Genomic DNA, 3675 nt, shown 5'->3' with positions numbered 1-3675 from the left:
CAGTAAAACATTTTAACCATGCCCCTCAACTTTTTGACACTCGCCTCCAAATCATATGACATTTTTCTAATCCTTTTTCAAATACATAATACATTCTACTTTTTACATAGTACAACTCTAAAATCTCAATTCTCATATCTAACATCTAATCTGTACTTTTTACATCCTAAATCCCACCTCGTAAATCAAAAATCCTATCCCTTCCGATACACGAACCACGAACAAACCATACGGAACGCATATACAATGGATACAGAATGGATACAGCGCGGATACACAACCGATACAGAAAAGTGTCATTTTCGATATACACCGATACAGGAATTTAACACTTTTTAACACATAATTTCTCTAATATTCTGTCATTTCAAGAAATCTTTTGTCACTTTTTTTCGTCAAAAAAACTAACGAAAAAAGACTTGTCTTTGATTTTCGACGGTCAAAATAAGTTTCAGCCATTCAATGTTTTAAATCATTTGCTACGCAAACAGTAAAACATTTTAACCATTCTCTTCAACTTTTTGACACTCGCCTCCAAATCATATGACATTTTTCTAATCCTTTTTCAAATACATAATACATTGTACTTTTTACATAGTACAACTCTAAAATCTCAATTCTCATATCTAACATCTAACATCTAATCTCTAATCTGTACTTATTACATAATTGAATTCTCTCAATACTAAAATCTCACATCTCACATCTAAATAATAGGTAGCAGAGCCCAATAAATTTGGAAAATGGCAATAAAGGGTTTACTTTTAATGTGCGAAAAAAAGAGTATAACAGTTACTGTCAAAGTCTCATTACCGAGGCTCTGATAGAGAGTGTGAAAGAAAGGATAGCCCTTTGCTTTACGATCCGTGTTTTAAAAATGCTATAAAAACGGAGGTTTGTTCTTTAAAAGAATGGAAAAAACAAACAGACTTTGTCTGGTGGTTTTTTACGGATGAATGGTAATTGTTTCGTTCTCATTTTGTGTTGGGTTTTATTGAACGAGTCGAGATATGAAGAGGGGTGATTTCCTATCTTCAATTTAAATCGAGGTACGGCTAAGAACCTTTGACGAAATATCCGATAGAGAAAACCACCCCATAGAATGCAAATATACAAAATATGAGGTAGCGACAACCCTATTGGTCTTGCGTCATCTTAAATTAGCCGTTTTCGATAACAAGACTCGAGTTTAATAACTGTCGCTTAATTAATTATAGTCAAATATAGATAAATATTTTGTTACATGCAAATTTATATCTAATTAATTTAAAATAACATTAAAATTGAGTAGTAATAATAGAAAAGATAGATTAGTTTCACCTGTTTATAGAGAAAAGTTAGGTAAGTCTTTATTAAATAAGCGTATAGAATTAAACTATACTAGAAAAGATATTTCTATATTAACAACTATAACAGAAAACACAATTAATAGTATTGAAAAAGGTATAACTACCAATATAGATTATTACGTTGAATATGCAAAAGCTGTTCAGTACCCATTAGAAACATTATTAGACTTTAAAATTCCTCTTAAACCTCTCAATGAATTACCTAAAGATAGAATAGAATCTTTAAAATTGACATCAAAAATTAGAGAGCATATAGTAAATACAAACTTTCTTAATAAAGGTAAAACTGTTGCTGAAATAAAAGAGGAGTTAGTTCGGTTGAAATTAGTACCAAAAGATATAACTTCTGTTGCTATCGCTGGTGTTATGAGGAACTTAAAAAACGATGAGTTGGTCAGTTCAGAAGAAACAACTGGTAGAAAGGCTATTTATATAAAGCCTAAGAACTAATTATAATACTATAATGAGTTTTAGAAAGTTTAAGTATATGCAATACATATTTTTCATTTTTTTATATATATTATCATTTAATGTTAAAGCTCAAAATATTTACAGTGCAATTCATTACAATGATAAATTCGATGTTAGATCTTCAAAAGGAATAAAGAAAATTGAAGAAATAACAATATTTTATAATTCAAATAGCTCTGAAAAGAAGAGAGATATTTATCACCTTAATCAGTATTTTTATATTATAAAACAAGAAGGTTTTGATTCTGAAAATAATTTGAAGTACAGATCTACAATTAAATATAAAAATGATAGTATTAAACTAAGTATTAATTCTGAAAAGAATATACCAATTTATGGAAATGAAAGAAGTTTGGTACTTTATGAATATGATATTAAAAATTACCTCGTAAAAATTACTAAAAAGGATAATTATAACAAAATTTTTGAAATAATAACTTTAGAAAATGATTCAATCGGTAATCCAATAATGTTAGTAATTAATAATGGAGAGTATGGTTATGAAAAAGCAATATATGATTATAAATCAAACACTTATTCTACGGCAGTTTTCAATACTAATAATGAATTAATTGTTTCCAATAAAGATATTAAATTAGATTTCAATATCCCTAATAAAAGATATACATATAATGAACAAAATGACTTAGTTAAAGATAATAAATACATATTCGAATACAAATATGATAAATATGGAAACTGGACTAAGAAAGTTCGCTACAAATTACTAAATGATAAAAAAATAAGAGATGCAGAATTCTCTAGAAAAATTACATATTTATAAAACAAAAGGATTATTGCAAAATTACTAAGAGTTAGTATTTATGATTTAATAGAACCAACTAATTGGAAAAACGAAAAATCTGATACTTATGAGGAGTTTGTAAAAAAAGTAAAGGACATTAAGTAATTAAAAACGTTTAGTTTAAAAACAATATACTAAATTAGTTTCAGAAAGAGCAATTTGCTTGAACGGATGAACTTGAACTTCGTTCAATTTTCTAACCGTTCTTCGCAAATACTTAGTCATTAACAGAAATTTTAAACAACAGAATGCCAATAAAAGAAATTGTAACAATTCTACTATCAGTTACAACAATAACTGGTCTAATTCTTTGGTTTGTAAAAGAATTTATTAAAAAATTACTTGATGCCGATTCTGATAGATTAAAAAATAAACTTATTCTAGAAAATCAAAAATATACCAAGTTACAAAATGAACAATTTGAAACTTTAAAATTAATTTATTCCAATCTAACTAAAACTGAAGAATTGATAAATGAATTTTATCACATTGTAAAAGACGATATTGAATTTTCTAAAGATCATAAAGAACGAGTTGTAATACCTTTGACAAATTTAATTTTTCAAACACAAAGACATTTTAAAGAAAATAGAATATTTATTCCTAAAACTTTAGTTCCAAAAATTGAAAATGTGATAGATAAATTGTTTTATTGTCATACTAAATCTTCTTTAGCTCTAATTATTAAATCTGATGAACATTTTGATGATAATGGAAATTATCTAGGTATAGTTAGCAAGAAACTTCACGAAATATCCTCAGAAAGAGTAAATGAATTCAATGAAATCCTTGTGTTAATTGAAACTACTAAAGATGAAGAATTACCGTCTTTAATCGAAGAAACGGAAAATGAGTTTAGAAAAATATTCGGCTCAAAATAAAAACGTCAGCTAATAACTAAGCTTTCATTTTGCCCGGAGGGCATGAGATGTATTGAAATCACTGAACACAAATGACAATAAATATACAACCTCTTTAAAAGTGATTTTAAGGAGGTTTTTTGTAATTACGTGAAACCGTAATTTATTGTTTGGATATCCCCCTGAATTT

General features: G+C 27.2%; 3 protein-coding genes. All 3 read left to right on the top strand.

Annotated elements, in window-relative coordinates:
* Positions 1-1283 precede the first annotated feature (1283 nt).
* The 3 genes from B2X73_RS14450 (at position 1284) to B2X73_RS14440 (ending at position 3506) form a co-directional block, all read left to right on the top strand.
* Entirely contained in the window at positions 1284-1799 is a 516-nt protein-coding gene (locus tag B2X73_RS14450) for a hypothetical protein (RefSeq protein ID WP_260543029.1), read from the top strand.
* 37 nt (positions 1800-1836) lie between these two features.
* Positions 1837-2604 (top strand): hypothetical protein, encoded by a 768-nt coding sequence (locus B2X73_RS14445; protein ID WP_291096809.1) that lies wholly within the window; start codon positions 1837-1839, stop codon positions 2602-2604.
* A 269-nt stretch (positions 2605-2873) separates the two neighbouring features.
* Entirely contained in the window at positions 2874-3506 is a 633-nt protein-coding gene (locus tag B2X73_RS14440) for a hypothetical protein (protein ID WP_291096807.1), read from the top strand.
* Positions 3507-3675 lie beyond the last annotated feature (169 nt).

The organism is Empedobacter sp. UBA7252 (genome assembly GCF_002472765.1).
In the GTDB taxonomy this organism is placed as follows: domain Bacteria; phylum Bacteroidota; class Bacteroidia; order Flavobacteriales; family Weeksellaceae; genus Empedobacter; species Empedobacter falsenii_B.
This window is presented reverse-complemented; position numbering and strand designations above follow the sequence as displayed.